Here is a 19561-nt window from a genome sequence, read left to right on the forward strand (position 1 = left end):
TAGTTATGAAAAAGATATTGCGTTTCCTGCTATTCTTTTTCTTTGTTGGACTTGTGGCCTTCACAAAAAATGAAACAGAGTTCCAAAGCTGGATAAGAATAAACCAACTCGGTTACAGGAATGAGGGTATAAAAGTGGCGGTATGGTGTGCACTCAATAAGAAAAGGGTAAGAAAATTCGAACTTGTAGATGTGTCAACAGGAAAGGTAGTGTACAGCGCCGGCGCCGGAAAAGATTTTGGAGCCTATGGACCATTTGAATCAACATACAGACTTGATTTTTCTACTTTTAATAAGTCGGGCGATTATTACCTCCGCTCCGGCAAGGCAGTATCTCCTCATTTCAGGATAGGCAAGAATGTATATTCCGGAACTGCCAATTTCTGTTTACAATATATGCGGCAGCAACGCACTGGCTTCAATCCCTTCCTTAAGGATAGTTGTCATACCAGGGATGGATATACGCTAAATGGACCCATGCCAGACAGCACTTATGTTGATGTGGTGGGTGGATGGCATGATGCAAGTGATTATCTACAGTACTCAACCACATCTGCTAATGCTACTTATCATTTGCTGATGGCTTACCGGGACTTTCCTGCCGCGTTCAGAGACGAAAAATTATCCAATGGAACGGAAGGCCAGAATGGGACAAAAGATGTATTGGATGAAGCAAAATGGGGACTAGACTGGCTTCTAAAAATGCATCCGCAGAAAAACTGGATGTTCAACCAGATCGCAGATGACCGTGATCATATTTCAATGCGTATTCCAAAGTTGGACAGCATGTATGGACGGGGGCATGAAAGACCAGTTTATTTTATTGATGGAAAACCTCAACAACGGGGTAAGGGGAAAAACAATACTACCGGCACTTCTTCTACAGCCGCAAAATTTTCAAGTGCCTTTGCGTTGGGGGCATCAATCTACTCATCTATTGATAATGGATACAGTAAGTTGTTGGAAGAAAAATCTTTATCTGCCTACCACTATGCGAACATCAAACCTGGTGTTACGCAAACTGTATCTGTAAAAGCACCCTATATATATGCCGAAGAGAATTGGGTGGATGATATGGAACTCGCTTCCACTTCTATAAACAGACTAAATGAAGCATACCAGTATGCGGGGCAGGAACCACTAACACCATGGTTAGGGTCAGACACTGCAAAACATTACCAGTGGTATCCCTTCATCAATCTGGGGCATTATGAACTGGCTAAACGAATTTCAGATCTGCGTCGCGATACCCTTTTGGGATATTACAAGGCGGGGATCCAAAAAGTTTATGAGAAAGGATTACAGAATGCCTTTTATAGGGGAATTCCTTTTATTTGGTGCAGTAATAATCTTACAACTTCTTTTGCAATTCAATGTGGTTGGTATCGTAAGCTCACCAATGACCGGCAATTCGAAGCCCTGGAGCAAGCGAATATCGACTGGCTCTTCGGCTGCAATCCATGGGGCACATCCATGGTGTATGGACTACCCTCCTGGGGCGATACTCCCATTGATCCCCATTCGGCATTCACACACTTGAAAAATTACCCCATTAATGGCGGGTTGGTGGATGGGCCTGTATATGCAAGCATATATAACAACCTTATTGGTATAACACTAAACGATCCGGATGAATATGCCAGATTCCAGAGTGCACTGGTAGTTTACCATGATGATTATGGTGATTATTCTACCAATGAACCCACGATGGATGGAACAGCAACATTAATATACCTCCTGGCGTCTCTGGAAGAGGATTGAGATAATGAATCAGAAGTTGGAAAGACTTTCTTCTATAACCCTGATCTTATTGATGGCATCTTCTTTTTTTCTTTGCTCCATTTCCACAACTTCCGTTTTTGCATTCTGTACAAAACGTTCGTTGCTCAATTTCCTTTCCACACTAACCAGAAATCCTTTCAGGTATTCCAGTTCTTTGAGAAGATCTTCTTTCTGGCTCCCAGAATTAACAGGCTGTTCTGTTTCAATATAAAATTGGTCGTGGCCAATAACAGTACAGATGGTGTTGGCAACAGCAGCCTGAACAAATGAAATATTACCCGCATTGATCTGTTTTGCCACCAAAACATTAATGGTATTGTATACTTCTTTGTTTTGAGTAATGATATGAACCTTTACTTGTTCTTTTGGTTTGATCTGGGCTTTATTTCTTGCGTCGCGGATACCGGTAATTACTTCTTTCAATAACTTTCCTTCATTCAGAATTAATTCTTGAGAAGGGGTGAGTGGGCTGAATTGGCGGATACATAGTTTATCATTTTCAGTTCGTCCCTCAAGCAGTGAATATATCTCTTCCGTAATAAAGGGCATAAAAGGATGCAGCATCTGGAGCAGATCCTCGTAGAAGCCTATTGCAGCTTTCAGGTGGAAGGCATTTACCGGTTCATCAAAGCCTGGCTTGATCAGTTCAAGATACCAACTACAGAAATCATCCCATATCAGTGAATAGATTGTTTTTAAAGCTTCGCTAAGTCTGAACTGCTTCATCAGTTTATCAACTTCTGCGCGGGCTTCGCTGATCCTGTTTTGCATCCACTCATTTGGCCAGTTAATTGCTTTCAGTTCGGCACTGTTAAGTTCCAGATTATGCAATGGTTTGTCCTTCCACATATTAACAAGCTTCAATGCATTCCACATTTTATTGTTGAAGCTTCGGCCCTGGTCAAGAGCAGATTCATCAAAGAGGAGGTCGTTACCGGCAGGAGAGGAGATCATGATGCCGAATCTTACAGCATCAGCACCATATTTATCTATGAGATCAAGCAGGTCAGGCGAATTGCCAAGGCTCTTGCTCATTTTCCTTCCCTGTTTATCGCGAACCATACCAGTGAAATACACATCATGGAAAGGAATATTTTTCTCATATTCCATTCCCGCCATTACCATCCTGGCTACCCAGAAAAAGATAATATCCTGGCCGGTAACAAGTACTGAGGTTGGATAATAATATTTTACTTCAGGATTACCCGGGCTGGTGATTCCTTTGAATACTTCCATAGGCCATAGCCAGGAAGAAAACCAGGTATCCAGAACATCTTCATCCTGGCGGAGTTCATCAACACTTACTTCACCCAGTCCCATTTGCTGTAATTGAGTGTATGCATCACCGCGTGTGGCAGCAACAACGCAAGTTCCATCAGGGGTATACCAGGCAGGAATTTGTTGACCCCACCATAACTGCCGGCTGATACACCAGTCTTTAACATTCTCCAGCCAATAGCGATAGGTTGCGAGGAACTTGTCTCCCGGGTGAATCCTGATATCGCCGTTTACCACTGCATCTAGAGCGGGACCAGCCATCTCTTTCATCTTGAGAAACCACTGGGTTGAGATCCGTGGCTCTACCACCACTCCTGTACGCTGGCTATAACCCAAACGGGATGAATAATCTTCCTCCTTTACCAAAAAGCCTTGCTCTTTAAGCTCTGCTATGATTTGCTTGCGGGCCTTGAACCTGTCTACGCCAATATATATCTGTGCTGCCTCACTAAGTGTTCCATCAGCATTGAGGGTATCAACCACATCAAGCTGGTGTTTCAATCCGAGGTTATAGTCATTTATATCATGAGCAGGAGTAACCTTAAGAGCGCCGGTTCCAAAAGCCGGGTCAACATATTCATCAAAAATGATTGGAATTTTACGATTGATAAGGGGTACATATGCGAAAGCATCTTTGAGATGCGAATAGCGCTCATCGTTAGGGTTTACGCAGATGGCGGTATCACCCATAATCGTTTCAGGTCTTTGGGTGGCAATTACAATTCCATCCCCCGAAAACGTAGATAATGGATTGCCTGAAGCATCTTCAAGGCGGTAGCGCAAATGATATAGCTTGCCTTGTATATCCTTATATTCAACCTCTTCATCACTGAGGGCTGTTCCGGCAGCCGGGTCCCAATTGATCATCCTCGCCCCGCGATAGATCATGCCTTTCTGGTAGAGGTCAATAAAAACTTTTAGGACAGCTTTGTAGTAGTGATCATCCATTGTGAAGGTGACCCTGTTCCAGTCTACACTACATCCCAGTCTCTCGATCTGGTTATAGATTATGCCACCATATTTATCTTTCCATTCAAATGCATAGCGTAGGAATTCTTCTCTGCTGATATCGGATTTTTTGATGCCTTTTTCTTTCTCCAGCATCTGCACAACTTTTGCTTCTGTTGCAATGGAAGCATGATCACTTCCTGGTACCCAGCAGGCATTAAAACCACTCATCCGGGCCTTTCGTACTAAAATATCCTGCACAGTTTCATTCAGGGTATGTCCCATATGTAACACGCCGGTAACATTGGGGGGAGGAATCACCACGGTGAATGCTGGTCGATCATCAGGAACGCTATTGAAATAACCTTTCTCTTTCCAAATGCTGGTCCACTTAGTTTCGATTTCTGCCGGTATAAAATTCTTGCTCAGTTCCATACTTTGTGATGATACTTATTACTTAGGGCTGCAAAAATAAGAAAACGAAGCGGCATCAATAAAGGATTAAGCCGTACTAATAATTTTAGTATTTGAGAGGCTTTAGTTATATTCGCATTGTGTATGCAATTGTAGATATTGAAACAACAGGCGGCTTTGCCACCGGAAATGGCATTACTGAAATAGCCATCGTTTTACACGATGGAAAGGAGATTGAAGGTTGTTACCATACATTGGTTAACCCTTTCATGGTAATACCAAGATATATTGTTGCCCTAACCGGTATTACAAATGAAATGGTGTCTGAAGCTCCATCATTTACAGAAATTGGTGAAACTATCTATGGGCTGCTGAAAGATCGTGTATTTGTTGCGCATAATGTAAATTTCGATTACTCCTTTGTGAAGCATCACCTGAACAATTGCGGGTTTATTCTTAATACAAGAAAACTTTGTACAGTAAGGCTGGCAAGAAAGATATTTCCTGGATTAGCCAGTTATAGCCTTGGTAACCTTTGCCGATCGCTGGAGGTGACTATCACAGACAGACATCGTGCCAAAGGAGATGCATTGGCCACTGCTGAAGTTTTCAATAAAATAATCAGGGGGGATAACAATTCTGTAGTTGCTGCAATGTTAAAGGGAAGGAACGCGGAGCAATTTTTACCACCCCATATGCCTTGTGAGGAGATTGATAAATTACCAGAAAAGCCTGGGGTTTATTATTTCGAGAACCAAAAGAAGGAGATTATATATGTAGGTAAGGCGATAAACCTTCGGAAAAGGGTCAGGAGCCATTTTTCTAATAATGATGGTAGTAAGCGTAAACAGGAATTATTGCGAAATGTTTACCATCTCAGCTATAAAGAATGTAGTTCAGAACTAATGGCTCTTATTCTGGAAAGCCAGGAAATCAGGCAGCGATGGCCACTTTACAATAGGAGTCAGAAAAAATATCATCATAAATATGGTCTTTATTGTTATGAAGACAGCAGAGGTTTACTGCAGTTGGTAATAGAACAAAAAAAAGTAAACCTTCCGGCCATATATACCTTCAATGCTATTATTGAAGGGCAGGCATATATCCGAAAGATCAAGGCTGGAAAAATCGCCCCTGGCAAGGTGACGAATGATACAGAAATGGAGGGGGATAAGCCTGATTTTTTAAGCACTGTTCCAGAGTCTGCTGAATCTTATAATAAAAGAATCCTGGATTCCATTGAACACATCAGTTTAAGTCTGCCAAGTTTTGTACTGATAGAAAACAGGCCATCGGAAAATGAAGGTCATGCAGTTTACCTGATGGAAAAAGGTCGATTTTACGGGATGACGATCCTGCCGGATCCTTTTAAAATGCCGTTAGCTTTAGAATGCTGGAAGCATAATATTCCTCCATCCGCTGATAATGATTATATCAGGGGGCTACTATTCCAGCATGCAGAGAAAAATTTTTACACCCGGTTAAACCTGCATGAATAATGCTTAACCAGGGGTTTAAACAAGTGATCGGATGGCTTTAGCCTTATTGCCAAACGTACCATGTTATTGCAGCAATGATGCTGTATAACACGACAACGATCAGGAATAATTTACCAGTACTTGCTTGTGATAAGTCGAAAATACGTCTCATAGAAAACCATTTTATGTTAGAAAAATGATTACACGGTAACGATGTTCTTCAGCGGTATTGTGGAACGGAGGTGTTTTGTTGAATTCCTGACTCAATTTACACAATTTTCGTTGTATTTTGGGCCAAAGACAGCCTAATTATGCACAGAGAATTAAGATCCTGGTTTAGCCCATCCCTGCAAAAGGAGATGCCGGTTGCGGTTTATGGACACTATGGGTTTGCCCTTCTGCTTATTCCTACCGCCGCGGCCGATTACCTCGAGTATGAACGTTTCCAGTTAATTGACAGCATTAGGCCTCATATAGAATCAGGTAAGGTAAAAGTGTTTTCAGTTGACAGCATTAATAATGAAAGCTGGATGAATAAGAGTATGGATCCCCGTCATAAGGCCATCCGTCACCAGCAATGGAATGACTATATCTATAATGAAGTGGTCCCTTTTATCCGTACCATGACAAGTCATGAAACCCCGATAGTTGTTTCAGGCGCCTCATTTGGGGCACTTCATTCGGCCAATTTATTCTTCAAGCGGCCCGACCTTATCCATGGGTTTATCGCTATGAGTGGTGTGTATCATCTCACTGAATACACCGATGGATACTTAGATGATGATGTTTATTTCAATAGTCCCGGCCATTATCTGCCGAATCTCCACGATCATCATGTTCTCGAACAGATGAGAAGTAACCGTCCAATTCATATTCTTAGCGGAAGCGGGGCTTATGAAGATCCGCATGCTGCCCGTGGACTTGCCGGGGTATTGTATAATAAAGGAATCTGGTATGAACTGGATATCTGGGGATCAGATAAAACGCATGACTGGCCTACCTGGAGAGAGATGTTGCCACATTACCTGGAGACCCGGTTTTAGTTATCTGATAATGCCTTAATCGCCAACATTTGCATCCAGAATTTCCAGGAATTCATTTCTGGGTATCATCCTCGCGCCCAGGCTTTCAAGATGGCCGGTATAAACCTGGCAATCGATCAATTGAACACCATCGGATTTCAATAGCTGCACCATTTTGATAAAAGCAAACTTGCTGGCATTGCTGACTTCGGAAAACATACTCTCCCCAAAAAATATATTGCCAAGTCGAACTCCATAAAGGCCTCCAGCAAGTTGATCGTCCATCCAGCATTCTGCACTATGCGCATATCCCAGAAGGTGTAAATCTGTATATGACTTTATAATTTCTTCATTAATCCAGGTACCGTTTTGACCGGGTCTGCCAGTCTGCTGGCAACAAATCATTACTTCCCGGAATGCGCTGTTAATGGAGAATCTCATACGCTGGCCATTAAGCAAAGGGCGCATACTTTTTGAGATCTTCAACTCATCGGGAAATAAAACAAAACGTGGGTCGGGGCACCACCAGAGAATCGGATCTTCATCGTACCAGGGAAAGATACCTTTCCTGTATGCCTCAAGCAGGCGGCTGGTTGAAAGATCACCACCGAATGCAAGAAGACCATCCGGCCCTGCTTCCGATACAGGAGGGAAGGGATCGGCAGGATCAAGATAATATAGCATCAGGATGCGGTGATTTCAATAGTTGCGCCTATACCTCTTTCTGTTATGGCATCGCACATGGGTTTCAGATCGTCATAGTCGCCGTTCTTGACAGCATATTTTCCCTGGGTATGGATAAGCATTGCACATTGTTCCGCCTGTTCGGAACTGTGGCCGCATACTTCTATCAGGGTCTCAATAACCCATTCGAAGGTATTCACTTCATCATTCCATACGATCAGCTGGTATGGATTTGCTGTTTCAGTGAGAACGTCAATATCCTCCTTCAGTTCATGATCAAACTCCTCTTTGTAATTCAGCATGTAGAAAGCACTTTGATACAAAAATAAAAAATCCTTTCAAAGTGCCTATTCCGGATATAAAACCTCCCAAAACAATGGTGCCGAAAATGTATTTTTACAGGGGAGATCTAATGGTGACTATGTTCAATAAAAGAGTGCTAAATAATCAGGATTCTGTGGATTCGGAGAAGGGGCCAGGCATTGTACTGCCAATATTACTGGCAGATAAAGGGCTTGAATATCTTATAGAATTGGTCAAACAGATCCGGCCCTCGTCGCCACGTAACACAGAACAGGCGGAAATTAGATTCAAAGCCCTTCTTTATCAACTACAGCAGGACATCAGTAGTCTGGTCTCATTACGCACAGCACTTCGATCGCAATTTCAAAACAGCGAGGTTTTGCCTGCACTACTGGAAAGCGGCCTTATCAGCTCAAGGGGGTTTGTACAGGAATTAACCGGAAAGATCAAGCACAAAATACTTCCTGAATTACAGGAACCCACCAATTTCCTCTATGTTATCAGCAGGGTTTTTTTCAAACACACTGATCATATCTGGGTAAAATCAATTGACCGCGAACTATGGAAAAAATTGTTCCGCCTATTAAGGGTTCATATCAATATGAATAACCTCCAATTGATTGGACAATTGAAAGAAGCACTGCGTATTTTATCATTCAGGATTGCAACCTTAAGTCTCGAAAAAGAAGTGGTGCAGAGGTTTGGTCAATATCAGGATACGCTGGCCCCTTTTCTTGACCAGAATAAACTGGTAACAGTGTTACTCGAAAATGAGCATGACCCAAGAAATGCACAGCTCATCCTTTACAATATTCAGGAACATCTTTATAACTGCCGGCAAAGTATTGTTTGGCTCCGCGACCAGGGTATGTATTATGGAACCAGTCTTTCCCAGACTTTTCTGACCACCCGCATCATACAGATGATTGACCGGATGCTGCTGATTTCGGATGTGCTTGATCGTGATAACAAATTGGATGAAGACCGGTTTATAAATTATTTTATTACTGTTATCACTAATGAGAATAAGAAAAGCAGCCTGAGGGAATTCCTTTCTGATAATCTTGGGTTATTGGCTTACCAGATAGCAGAGCATAAGGGTAAAAAAGGGGAGAAGTATATAAGTACCAATTCAGCGGAATTTAAACAATTGTTCTGGAGTGCGGTGGGTGGCGGATTTATAGTAAGCGTAGTAGCTGTTGTAAAAAACCTGCTAACAAAAATACCCATGGCACCATTCTGGGCGGGAGTAGCATATAGTACCAATTACGCTGCCGGCTTTGTATTAATGGATAGAACCAATAGTACCCTGGCTACCAAACAGCCAGCATATACTGCCTCGGCGGTTGCCAACTCACTGGATAGTAAAAAACAAAAAGGAAAACCTGATCTTAAAAATCTTGCCATCACAATCGGTAATATTTCGAGAAGTCAGATTGCATCTTTTGCAGGAAATCTTGTTATTGTTTTCCCACTCACTTATGGCATTGTGTGGGCTATGGATCGCTTTCTCAACTATCGGATCGTTGATGGAAACCAGGCTATGCAACTCTTGAAGGATCAACATCCTTACCAGAGTTTTGCATTATTATATGCTTGCTTTACAGGAGTCTTTCTATTCGCCAGTGGTATCATTTCAGGCTATGTAGAGAATCATATGGTATATGGCAAATTACCGGAAAGGCTGCGCCAACATCCTGTGCTGAGCCATACCATGTCGGAAAAAAAATTAAACCGGCTGGTGGATCTGATGACCCGTTATTCAGGGGCGCTTACAGGTAGCATCGCGCTTGGTTTCTTTCTTGGTATGTCATCAGCTGTTGGTAAAATATTTGCGATACCTTTTGATATACGTCACATTACGATATCAGCGGGAAATGCTGCAATAGGCTATTTTGGCCTTGAGCAAAAAGTTGAATGGACATACCTATTAATTGTGTTGGCCGGTGTATTAGGAATAGGCTTTTTGAATTTTTTCGTCAGTTTCTCCCTCGCTTTTTTTGTTGCACTCAAATCGAGGGGATTACTAATGCGTGACTATCCGGAACTATTCCGTTTTGTATGGCGATATTTTAAAAAGTATCCCAAGGACTTTCTTTTACCAGCAAAGGGTGGCCGGAGGGCTGAGGAGATATAAATAAAAAACCCCGCAATAAGCAGGGTTTTTTCTGTGGGAGCACACGGATTCGAACCGCGGACCCGCTGCTTGTAAGGCAGCTGCTCTGAACCAACTGAGCTATGCTCCCGGTAAAGCAGGTAAATTTTTATACATTTCTGTGGGAGCACACGGATTCGAACCGCGGACCCGCTGCTTGTAAGGCAGCTGCTCTGAACCAACTGAGCTATGCTCCCAGAATTAATCGATGATTTACCTCAATACCTCACAAAGAACTTACCGTTTTCTGTAACGGGATTGCAAAGATAAGGGCTATAATTTCACGACAAAATATTTTCGTAAAAAGTTCCTGCAACTCAAAGCTTCCAGTCGATGATTTCATTTACCCATTCCTTTCGATATGGGGTGGCAACCCTGATATAATTATCGGTATAACCCTCCATAATGCCATTTTTAGAATGCCCTTCAAATAATACCTTCCTGTTTTGTCCAAGGAACTGATGCTGGAAATACTGTTGTTTCATATAACCAAGGTTGCGAAGACTCTTGTTCCTATCATTCCTGGTATTCATGGGAACAATGGGTTTAATATCCAGCGCAACAGTATTGGCGCGCTCTGAATAAGTGAACACATGGAGGTAACTTACATCCAGTGCATGGAGGAAATCAAATGTTTCTTTAAAAAGATCCTCTGTTTCACCGGGGAAACCCACAATAACATCTACTCCGATAGATGCATGCGGCATCAGGGTCTTTATCAGCTTAACACGGTCTGCATACAATTCTTTTTTATATCTCCTGCGCATCAAAGAAAGTATCTCGTTGCTTCCACTTTGCAGCGGAATGTGAAAATGCGGCATGAACTTTCTACTGTTAGCTACAAATGCAATGATATCATTGGTCAGCAAATTGGGTTCAATACTTGAGATGCGATACCTTTCAATACCCTCTACCTCATCAAGTGATTTTACCAGATCAAAAAAACTTTCTTCGTTTCTTTTATTACCATCGGCACCTTTACCAAAATCACCAAGATTTACTCCCGTAAGTACTATTTCCTTTACACCATTACTGGCAAGATCTCTTGCATTATTTAAAACATTACGGATGCTATCGCTTCTGCTTTTTCCTCTTGCCATTGGAATGGTACAGAATGAACAACTGTAATCACAGCCATCCTGTACTTTTAAAAAGGTACGGGTGCGGTCATTAACTGACCATGATGCATTGAATCCACTAACATCTTCAATATCACAACTGCATATCCTCGTACTGTCTCCTTTGGTTAGTGTAGCCAGGTGTGTAGCAATGTTGAATTTCTCAGCTGCCCCCAAAACCAGGTCCACTCCAGGAATTTCAGCTATTTCCCTGGGTTTTAATTGGGCATAGCACCCCGTTATAACAACCATGCTTTGTGGCGATCGCCGCTGAATTCTACGAACTATCTGGCGGCATTCCTTATCTGCATTATCAGTAACTGAACAGGTATTGATTACATAAACATCCGCCAGGTCATCAAACTCTTTTTTTTCAAATCCTTCCTGCTCCATCATCCTGCCAATTGCTGAGGTTTCTGAAAAATTGAGTTTACAACCCAGGGTATGAAATGCTACTGTTCTTTTTTCGGCCATAGGGCGGCAAAGATACGTAGATTTGAGTCTATGCGAATGAACAAGGTACTGCCCATCCTCGCCATCATTATCATTGGCATCAGCCTGCTTATATATAATATTTATGATCCGCTACTCATTGACAGCGAGTCATTTAGGCGAAATGATTCAAATATCCAGTATACACGTCATGCTCGCTGCCGGATGAGCTGCCGGCAAATTTCCGAAGCGGAAGTAAGAGATATACTAACAAATGGAAAGATCAATAAACTAAAATCTGACCCGCATGATAAACCATGCCCAACCTTTGCTTTGGAAGGATATACTAAACAGGATGGACAACATGTGCGAATTGTATTTGCGCAATGTGAATCAATTTTACGGGTAATTACCTGTATAGATCTTGATCGTGAATTTACCTGCAATTGTAAATAAAACTCTTCATGAAGTTCTTAGAAAGAATCGCCCTGGTCCTCTTCAGCATTTATGGATTTCTGGCCTTCACAATTCTCCTGTTAATACTTTTGCCCGCATTCTTTATTGCTTCCCTTTATGGAAAGATTAAGGGTGGAAATATGATTTATGCAATTTGTGGCATATGGGCTGATATATGGTTATTTCTCATTGGTATAAGGGTTCCCGTTATTCATGAGGCAAAGCCATCAGAGGAAAGACCATGCATATTTATCGCAAACCATATTTCCTACCTTGATATTCCAATGATCGTTAAAGTGATACGCGAGCCTGTACGTGTGTTGGGAAAACAGGAAATGGCTGGCATACCGATTTTTGGTTTTGTATACCGTAATGCAGTAATAATGGTGAATAGAAAGGATGCTGCACAGCGGGCAAGGTCGGTGGGAGTGCTTAAGAAAATGCTAATGCAGGGCATTTCAATTTTCATATTTCCCGAAGGCACCTTCAATGAAACTGCTCATCCCCTCAAATCATTCTATGATGGTGCATTCCGGATCGCTATTGAAACGCAAACACCAATCCAGCCAATAATTTTTCCTGATACCGTTAAAAGACTCTGGTATGGATCGGTGTTTTCCCTTAATCCGGGAACCAGCAGGGCAGTATATTTACCAATGGTTAGTGTTATGGACTATGATCTGCAACATATACCTGAATTAAAGAATAAAGTATTTGATGAAATGGCTGAGGCTTTGAACCGTTACCAGAAAAATAGCAACATTGACTGAACCGGCCCATATCGATTTTTTTAATACAAATGCCGAAAGCTGGTATGTAGAAGTGATTCTTCCACTGGCATTGCCGCGGAATTATACCTGGCATGTACCATCTGAGATGGTTGCTGCCATTCAACCCGGTGTGCGTGTTGAAGTGGTTCTTGGAAGGAATAAGAAGTACGCCGGTATAGTTAAGCGACTTCATCAGGAAAAACCAGCTGCATTTGAACCCAAGGATGTACTGAATGTTTTAGATGATGCGCCCATTGTGTATCAACAGCAGCTTGCCTTGTGGGAATGGATGGCCCATTATTACCTATGTAGTGAAGGGGAGGTTATGCAGGCAGCCTTACCCACTCATTTCAAATTAAGCAGTGAAACAATTTTAGTTTTTAATGAGGAGGCCGGTGAAGATTTCTCTAACCTCGACGATGAAGAGTTTCTTGTAGCCGAAGCTCTTTCTATACGAAACCAATTACGACTTACCGAAATTCAGCAACTACTGGATGCATCCCATGTCTATCCTGTTATCAAGCGATTGCTTGATAAAAATCTCTGCTTTGTATGGGAAGAATTAAAACAAACCTATAAAGAGAAACGCGAAACATTCATACTTCTTAAACCAGAATATCATGAGGAAGATGCACTGGCAGAACTGATGAATAACTGGTCGAGAGCACCAAAGCAATTGGAACTCCTCCTTGCTTTTCTACATCTGCATAAAACAGAAGGTGAAGTTACTCAACCTGCATTGCTGAAAAAATCAGGTGCATCTGCTGCCCAGTTAAAGGGATTATTGGAAAAGGGAATTCTTATTGCGGAGAAGCGATCTGTTGATCGCCTGCATAGTGTGGCCAGGGAAGTGAATATTAATTTTACATTGTCCGAACAACAATTAGAAGCCCTCAATGATTTACGAAATTCCCTTGAGCAGAAGGCAGTATGCCTGCTGCATGGCATCACATCAAGTGGTAAAACCCAGGTATATGTGAAGATGATGGAAGAGGCAATCAAACAGGGTAAGCAGGTATTATATATGCTGCCGGAGATTGCCCTAACAGCCCAGGTCATACGTCGCTTACAGCAATATTTCGGAGGTTATATCGTAATATATCATTCGCGATTTAATCCAAATGAACGGGTGGAATTATGGAATAAAGTGAAATCGGGTGAAGCCCGGATTATTTTAGGAGCCAGGTCTTCACTTTTCCTGCCATTTCAGAATCTTGGCCTTGTTATCTGCGATGAAGAACATGACTCCTCCTTTAAACAACAGGATCCTGCTCCCCGGTACAATGCCCGCGATGCTGGTATATACCTTGCCCAGTTATTTTCGGCCCGTACAATTTTAGGTAGTGCAACTCCTTCCCTGGAATCTTATTATAATGCCCAACAGGGTAAATATGGGTTGGTTGAATTGAACCAGAGATACGGTGATATTGCTCTGCCGGAAATTATGCTGGTAGATACAAAGAAGATTCAAACTCCTGATAAATCTAAAGTGATCATATCACCAGATCTTGAAAAGGCAATTACAGAAAGTATACTTAATAATAAACAGGTAATTCTCTTTCAGAACAGGAGGGGTTATTCGCCCTACCAAGTATGCCAGTCCTGTGGCTGGATACCACACTGCCAGCAATGTGATGTTTCTCTCACATACCATAAGATCAAGCATAAGCTTATATGTCACTATTGCGGAACCATATACCCAACGGTAAGCGTCTGCGAAGCCTGTGGCAATCACCATTTCACGCAGCAGAATTTCGGAACTGAAAGAATAGAAGAAACCCTGCAGGAACTTTTTCCAAAAGCAAGGATAGCCAGGATGGATATCGATGCAGTTAAAGGCAAACATGCGCATGATGCATTGATCCAGCTTTTTGAACAACAGCGCATAGATATACTGGTGGGCACTCAAATGGTTGTAAAGGGATTGGATTTCGAGCACGTAGCGCTGGTTGGCATTCTGGATGCTGACGCTATACTTGGTTTCGCTGATTTTCGGGTGAATGAGCGGGGATTTCAATTGATGGAGCAGGTAAGTGGACGGGCAGGCCGTAAAGGGGATCAGGGAAAAGTATTGATTCAGGTACGCAATACCGGCCACCCGGTATTAAAATATGTTCAGCTACACGATTACCAGTCATTTGTTAAAGCAGAACTCGAAAGCCGTCACCAATTTGGCTATCCTCCTTTCAGCAGGATGATTCAATTGAGGTTTCGCCACAAACAACCTGAAGTGGTTGCAGGAGCCGCACGGCAGATAGCAGATTGGCTAAAGCCCGTTTTCGGAGCATATCTTATTGGTCCGGCAGCTCCGGTAGTAAACCGTGTTCGGAACCAATACCTGATGGAACTAATGATCAAACTTCCTAAAGATCTTCACTTATTGCAACAATGCAAGGACCAGATCCAGTTATTAACGGCACATCTACACCAGCAACCGCCCTACAAATCTGTAATCGTGACTCCTGATATTGATCCGATCTAACATTATTTACCAGCTAATTTTAGAATGCTGTTATAAGTATGAATGAAAATTCCTCTTGTTTGTTGTTTTGACGCGGCAAGCATTGCTTTCGCAACAACAGTTGCCTCAACAGGTTTAAAATCCCGCGCAGTTCCCAGCATGAAAATTGAGTAAACCGGAGCTAATACCTGGGCCATCCTTTCACCCAATCGTTTCTCCTTTCTGTCGCCAAGGAGCAGGCTGGGCCTGAATATTTGTACTTGCGGGATATTTTTCCGACTCACCGATTCTTCTACTATTCCCTTAAGCTTCAGGTAAAAGTTATTGTTATTGGAAGCATTGGCCCCAACAGAGGAAACAAGTATAAAATTAAAAACCCCCTCTTCTGCTGCAACGGAGGCTGCCATTACCGGGATATCATGATCAACTTTTCGATAATCATCATGGTTCCCTTCAACCTTTTTCATTGTGGTGCCTATAGCACAAAATACTGTTTCGCTTCCCGAAATCGCTTCGCGGTAAGCCTCCTGATTCTGGAAGTCAATAATATGCTGCCTGAGTTTGGGATGGAAATTCTCCAGCGAACGTCGTACAAGTACATGCACTTCGCTATAATAATCGTCGGCTAAAAGGTAGTTAAGTAAGGCGTTGCCAATTAATCCGCTTGATCCGAGGACTGTTGCTTTTCGGCCCATATCTTTGAAGTATTATTGTACCATGCAAATTCATGAAAATTTTTCTCTTCGTAAGTTAAACAGTTTCGGCATAGAAGCAACTGCAAGGTATTTTGGCTCCTTCGCTGAAGTTGAACATCTGGAAGCCTTACTTTCAGCTGTACAACATGCTTCCATTACAAATCAGCAACTATTTGTGTTAGGAGGCGGAAGCAATATTTTACTTACTAAAAATTTTGATGGATGGGTTCTTAAAAACGAAATCCTGGGTATTGAAGAACTTCATGAAGATGATGCATATGTATATGTAAAGGTTGGCGCAGGTGAAAACTGGCATTCCGTTGTTCAATACTGCATTGAGAATGGTTGGGCAGGGCTGGAGAATCTTTCGCTGATCCCGGGTAATGTTGGTGCTTCACCTATGCAGAATATTGGTGCATATGGAGTAGAACTGCGGGATGTTTTCTGGGATCTGGAAGCATACCATCTTCAGGATAAAAAGGTACATACATTTACAGAAGAAGATTGTGAATTTGGTTACAGGGAAAGTGTGTTCAAGAATAAATATAAAGGCCAATTTGTTATACTCAATGTTACTTTCCGATTGAATAAAAGGCCGGTATTTCATACCAGCTATGGAGCAATCAGGGAGGAATTACAAAAAATGGGTACACAGGAATTGAGTATCCGAGCCATTTCACAGGCTGTTTGCAATATTCGCCGCTCAAAGCTTCCTGATCCTTCTCAAATCGGAAATGCCGGAAGTTTCTTTAAAAACCCCACGGTTACCAGGGAATACTTTGAGGAACTAAAACTGGAGTATCCCGAAATAATCGGGTATCCCTTACCGGGAGATCAGGTGAAACTCGCTGCTGGCTGGATGATTGAGCGATGTGGGTGGAAGGGATGGCGGAAAGGAGATGCCGGATGCCATGAAAAGCAGGCCCTTGTGTTAGTGAATTATGGCGAAGCAAAAGGATCCGAGATTTACGCATTAAGCCAGGAAATTATTGAAAGTGTGGAATTCAGGTTCGGGGTCATTCTTGAGCGGGAAGTAAATATTATTTAAGTTTTCAAAGCAACAGTTTGATTAGGTTTGTTGTCAATCTTCCAAACCCTATCAATATGCGCCTTTTATCAATCTTCCTGATCCTGCTTTTTTGCGGATTAAAATCTTTCAGCCAGGACAAAATATACAAGAAAGGTGGCTCTATCCTTAAGGTCAAAATTCTGGAGATAGGGGTGGATGAAATCCGTTACAAATTGTTTGAAGAACCGGAAGGCCCTGCATATGCGATTGAAAAGGACAGGATCCTTAAAATAGTCTTTGAGAGCGGTCGTACCGAAACTTACCAGAGTAATCTCAAAGATCCTGAGCTATATGCCGGCCAATCAAGAAATGCAATAAAGCTGAATTTTCTTTCTCCCATTTTCGGGCATACCCAACTTGGATATGAAAGAAGCTTAGCGCCAGGAAGGTCCATTGAAGCAACAGTTAGCATTATTGGTCTTGGCAGAAATGATATGGTCGAATTAAGTTATTACGACCCGAATATTGGTTACCGTGAGGTTAAGAGAAATGCTGCCGGCCTTGGACTTGGAATCGGATACAAATTTATCCGAACGCCTGATTTCATTAATAGAAGTGTCAGGTATGCCCATCTGTTGCAGGGTTCTTATATTAAACCAGTATTTTACACCGGAGTTTACGGTGAAAATATTCTGGAGTATAAAACCAATACCGTCAACACCAAACGCACCACTACTTTTTATGGCGCATTGAATGTTGAGCTGGGTAAACAGTGGGTCTTCTCTGATGTTTTTTTAGTGGATATCTACGGGGGATTAGGCTATGCATTTGACAATGTGAAATCTGATGATAATAACTGGAGTAGTGCTTCCGATGAATATACTGCCCATCATTTCAGTGTGATCCGCACCACCCGCAGCCCAGGCCTGGCTTTTTCAGGAGGCCTTAAGCTGGGAATGATGTTGGGTAAAAAGAAGACAAATTAAACTATGAAAAATCTTCGCTGTCGTAATCTTCATCACGGAAAGTACTGCTTCCCAGATTTACCATCGAGCCCATAAGGTCTTTAAACTCTATCCTGTTATCAATAATTTTCTTTGATATTAAGGAATGAGCTGCAAGTCCATGGAGAACAAATTCCATCCATAAAGCAGATTCTTTATCATTTATTTTTGGGAAGTATTTTTTAACCAATGCATGCAGTCCATCAACAGCATATAACTGTATGAGTTTCTCCTTATCAGAAAGGTTGAATAAGATATCAATATGGTTACCCGAATCAAACCAATTGGTGATGGGTTTATAGGGATTTTCTTCTCCCTTCATGGATTCTTTACCTGTACCGCGGCGTTTTTTCAGCGTCTCCGGATTAGGGAAATATAGAATAAACTGTGAGCGTATTGCCTTGTCAACAAGATTCATCGCCACCTGGTAGGGGCCTTCCTGTTCACCTTCATACACCAATTCAATTTTCCCGGTAAGTGATGGTATGATACCTACCAGGTCACTTATCCATACCTGTGTTTGTTTTTCCTTATTAATGATTGCGCGGCGCTCTGCAGCACTTATTGCATTTTCGAAGGCGCTGATGGTGAGTCGTGCAGATACACCACTTTTCTTGTCAACATACTCATTGTTTCGTGCCTCAAATGCAACCTGCTCAATGAGTCTTTTTACTAAATCTCCTATCAGCACTCTTTTTGATTGCTCCTCAGCAATAGTTGCTTCCTGTTCTGTAATAGCAAGTGAATCTTCCAGGTTCCTTGGATAATGGGTAAGTATCTGACTTTCGATCCTGTCCTTCAAAGGCGTTACAATCGACCCCCTATTCGTATAATCCTCTGGGTTAGCAGTAAATACAAAAACAATATCCAGCGGCATCCGTAGTTTGAATCCTCTGATCTGTACATCACCCTCTTCAAGAATATTAAATAGTGAAACCTGTATCCTTGCCTGAAGGTCGGGCAATTCATTTATCACAAAAATGCCTCTGTTACTTCTGGGAATTATACCATAGTGAATAACCATTTCATCGGCAAAACTCAACCGGAGATTGGCAGCTTTAATAGGATCGATATCACCAATAAGATCGGCTACACTTACATCAGGTGTGGCCAGCTTCTCCCCATATCTTTCAGAACGATGAAGCCAATGGATAAGGGTTTCATCGCCATGTTGTGCAATCTGGTCTTTTGCAAATTTAGAAACAGGCAACATGGGATCATCATTGATTTCACTACCTGCAACAACAGGAACATATTCATCAAGCAGATTGGTCATTTGACGGGCCATACGTGTTTTCGCCTGCCCCCGCAACCCAAGGAATAGAATATTATGCTTGCTAAGCAGCGCCCTTTCTGTATCTGGAATAACAGATTCATCATAACCTATAATACCTTCGAAACTTTTCTTACCGGAAGAAAGATTTTTTACCAGATTTTGCCTTATTTCTTCTCGTACCGACCTTGCTTTATATCCGGTAGCCTTCAGTTCGCCGAGTGTTGTTATTGAACTATGATTCATTTATTTGTTGCTTTGAAATTTTTGTTTGGGGTAT

Annotated in this window: 15 protein-coding genes and 2 tRNA genes; 9 read left to right on the forward strand and 8 right to left on the reverse strand. The window is 42.1% G+C overall.

Annotated elements, in window-relative coordinates; all coding sequences use genetic code 11:
* Nucleotides 1-5 precede the first annotated feature (5 nt).
* Nucleotides 6-1760 carry a glycoside hydrolase family 9 protein gene (locus tag V6M43_RS17940; RefSeq protein WP_332737702.1) on the forward strand — a complete coding sequence of 585 codons (1755 nt, stop codon included), beginning with the start codon at nt 6-8 and terminating at the stop codon, nt 1758-1760.
* Between the two features lie 9 nt (nt 1761-1769).
* Here the strand turns inward: V6M43_RS17940 and V6M43_RS17945 are convergent, their stop codons facing one another.
* Nucleotides 1770-4442, reverse strand: coding sequence for a valine--tRNA ligase (locus V6M43_RS17945; protein WP_332737704.1), 2673 nt, complete (start codon nt 4440-4442; stop codon nt 1770-1772).
* 92 nt (nt 4443-4534) lie between these two features.
* Here V6M43_RS17945 and V6M43_RS17950 point away from each other — a divergent pair, with 92 nt between their 5' ends.
* Both V6M43_RS17950 and V6M43_RS17955 read left to right on the forward strand, forming a co-directional pair.
* Nucleotides 4535-5920, forward strand: a complete 1386-nt coding sequence (locus tag V6M43_RS17950) for an exonuclease domain-containing protein (RefSeq protein ID WP_332737706.1) — start codon at nt 4535-4537, stop codon at nt 5918-5920.
* A 290-nt stretch (nt 5921-6210) separates the two neighbouring features.
* Complete coding sequence (locus V6M43_RS17955) at nt 6211-6942, forward strand: esterase family protein (protein ID WP_332737708.1); 732 nt, start codon at nt 6211-6213, stop codon at nt 6940-6942.
* A 15-nt stretch (nt 6943-6957) separates the two neighbouring features.
* On the opposite strand, the gene aat is transcribed toward V6M43_RS17955, so the two are convergent.
* Together aat and V6M43_RS17965 are read right to left on the reverse strand one after the other, a co-directional pair.
* Complete coding sequence (gene aat, locus V6M43_RS17960) at nt 6958-7605, reverse strand: leucyl/phenylalanyl-tRNA--protein transferase (protein ID WP_332737710.1); 648 nt, start codon at nt 7603-7605, stop codon at nt 6958-6960.
* On the reverse strand, nt 7605-7907 hold the full coding sequence (locus tag V6M43_RS17965) for an ATP-dependent Clp protease adaptor ClpS (RefSeq protein WP_332737712.1): 303 nt from the start codon (nt 7905-7907) through the stop codon (nt 7605-7607). The genes aat and V6M43_RS17965 overlap by 1 nt, the downstream gene beginning before the upstream one ends.
* A 119-nt stretch (nt 7908-8026) precedes the next feature.
* Between V6M43_RS17965 and V6M43_RS17970 the strand changes: the two genes are divergently transcribed.
* Nucleotides 8027-10045, forward strand: coding sequence for a hypothetical protein (locus tag V6M43_RS17970; protein ID WP_332737714.1), 2019 nt, complete (start codon nt 8027-8029; stop codon nt 10043-10045).
* A 34-nt stretch (nt 10046-10079) separates the two neighbouring features.
* On the opposite strand, the gene V6M43_RS17975 is transcribed toward V6M43_RS17970, so the two are convergent.
* From V6M43_RS17975 to mtaB, 3 genes are all read right to left on the reverse strand, one after another.
* Nucleotides 10080-10154, reverse strand: a tRNA-Val gene (locus V6M43_RS17975).
* A gap of 31 nt (nt 10155-10185) precedes the next feature.
* A tRNA-Val gene (locus V6M43_RS17980) sits at nt 10186-10260 on the reverse strand.
* 120 nt (nt 10261-10380) lie between these two features.
* Nucleotides 10381-11655, reverse strand: a complete 1275-nt coding sequence (gene mtaB / locus V6M43_RS17985; protein WP_332737716.1) for a tRNA (N(6)-L-threonylcarbamoyladenosine(37)-C(2))-methylthiotransferase MtaB — start codon at nt 11653-11655, stop codon at nt 10381-10383.
* A gap of 36 nt (nt 11656-11691) precedes the next feature.
* On the opposite strand from mtaB, the gene V6M43_RS17990 reads away from it, so the two are divergent.
* The 3 genes from V6M43_RS17990 to priA are packed head-to-tail and all read left to right on the forward strand — an operon-like array spanning nt 11692 to nt 15321.
* Entirely contained in the window at nt 11692-12069 is a 378-nt protein-coding gene (locus V6M43_RS17990; protein WP_332737718.1) for a DUF4258 domain-containing protein, read from the forward strand.
* A gap of 8 nt (nt 12070-12077) precedes the next feature.
* Nucleotides 12078-12839, forward strand: a complete 762-nt coding sequence (locus tag V6M43_RS17995; protein ID WP_332737720.1) for a lysophospholipid acyltransferase family protein — start codon at nt 12078-12080, stop codon at nt 12837-12839.
* Nucleotides 12832-15321 carry a replication restart helicase PriA gene (priA, locus tag V6M43_RS18000; protein WP_332737722.1) on the forward strand — a complete coding sequence of 830 codons (2490 nt, stop codon included), beginning with the start codon at nt 12832-12834 and terminating at the stop codon, nt 15319-15321. Before V6M43_RS17995 ends, priA begins: the two co-directional genes overlap by 8 nt.
* A 2-nt stretch (nt 15322-15323) precedes the next feature.
* Here the strand turns inward: priA and V6M43_RS18005 are convergent, their stop codons facing one another.
* Complete coding sequence (locus tag V6M43_RS18005) at nt 15324-15995, reverse strand: NAD(P)H-binding protein (protein ID WP_332737724.1); 672 nt, start codon at nt 15993-15995, stop codon at nt 15324-15326.
* Nucleotides 15996-16017: 22 nt separating this feature from the next.
* On the opposite strand from V6M43_RS18005, the gene murB reads away from it, so the two are divergent.
* Both murB and V6M43_RS18015 read left to right on the forward strand, forming a co-directional pair.
* Nucleotides 16018-17043 (forward strand): UDP-N-acetylmuramate dehydrogenase, encoded by a 1026-nt coding sequence (murB, locus tag V6M43_RS18010; RefSeq protein WP_332737726.1) that lies wholly within the window; start codon nt 16018-16020, stop codon nt 17041-17043.
* 56 nt (nt 17044-17099) lie between these two features.
* Complete coding sequence (locus V6M43_RS18015) at nt 17100-17990, forward strand: hypothetical protein (RefSeq protein ID WP_332737728.1); 891 nt, start codon at nt 17100-17102, stop codon at nt 17988-17990.
* A gap of 1 nt (nt 17991) precedes the next feature.
* On the opposite strand, the gene V6M43_RS18020 is transcribed toward V6M43_RS18015, so the two are convergent.
* Entirely contained in the window at nt 17992-19527 is a 1536-nt protein-coding gene (locus V6M43_RS18020; RefSeq protein WP_332737730.1) for a magnesium chelatase, read from the reverse strand.
* Between the last annotated feature and the right edge of the window lie 34 nt (nt 19528-19561).

It is taken from the genome of Flavihumibacter sp. (assembly GCF_036676075.1).
Classification (GTDB): domain Bacteria; phylum Bacteroidota; class Bacteroidia; order Chitinophagales; family Chitinophagaceae; genus Flavihumibacter.